We start from the raw sequence: 781 nt of genomic DNA on the forward strand, positions 1-781 counted from the left end.
TACCGGGAAGGAGGGAGTGACCATCTCATTAATTATCCTACGCTAAGCCTGTTTTTTGTACATATTACTATTCACTGAGCGTAATGCGCGGTATTTACCCTGTCCCAGTTTGAGGTTCGTTCTCCAGACGTAATCCCCGCTCAGGTTGATATGTTCCCATCCCAGTGGTGACAGATGGGTAATCAGTTGCTCATTAATCGGGATCCCTTTTCGTCTCAAAGAATCTATCGCTCTTTCTATATATACCGTATTCCACAGTGAGATCGCCGCAGTCAGCAACGTCAGACCGCTGGCTCGATAGCTCTGATTCTCCAGCCCCCGATCTCTGATTTCACCCAGCCGATGCATAAAGACCGCTCGCGCAAGGGCATTGCGAGCCTCACCTTTATTCAGCCCCGACTGTATTTTAACGAGGAATATACATGCGACGTAATGCACAAAAATGGGTGATGCTGCCAACTTACTGATTTAGTGTATGATGGTGTTTTTGAGGTGCTCCAGTGGCTTCTGTTTCTATCAGCTGTCCCTCCTGTTCAGCTACTGACGGGGTGGTGCGTAACGGCAAAAGCACTGCCGGACATCAGCGCTATCTCTGCTCTCACTGCCGTAAAACATGGCAACTGCAGTTCACTTACACCGCTTCTCAACCCGGTACGCACCAGAAAATCATTGATATGGCCATGAATGGTGTTGGATGCCGGGCAACCGCCCGCATTATGGGCGTTGGCCTCAACACGATTTTACGTCACTTAAAAAACTCAGGCCGCAGTCGGTAACCTCG

The 781-nt window shown here is 49.4% G+C and carries 2 pseudogenes; one reads left to right on the forward strand and one right to left on the reverse strand.

The window, feature by feature from the left end:
- Positions 1-42: 42 nt before the first annotated feature.
- Positions 43-408: pseudogene (locus HMPREF3138_RS25295) on the reverse strand (Tn3 family transposase); the annotation flags it as partial.
- A 92-nt stretch (positions 409-500) separates the two neighbouring features.
- Here HMPREF3138_RS25295 and HMPREF3138_RS25305 point away from each other — a divergent pair.
- A pseudogene (locus tag HMPREF3138_RS25305) lies at positions 501-781 on the forward strand (IS1-like element IS1A family transposase); the annotation flags it as partial.

The sequence above is a fragment of the Serratia sp. HMSC15F11 genome, assembly GCF_001808215.1.
Lineage (GTDB): Bacteria > Pseudomonadota > Gammaproteobacteria > Enterobacterales > Enterobacteriaceae > Serratia > Serratia nevei.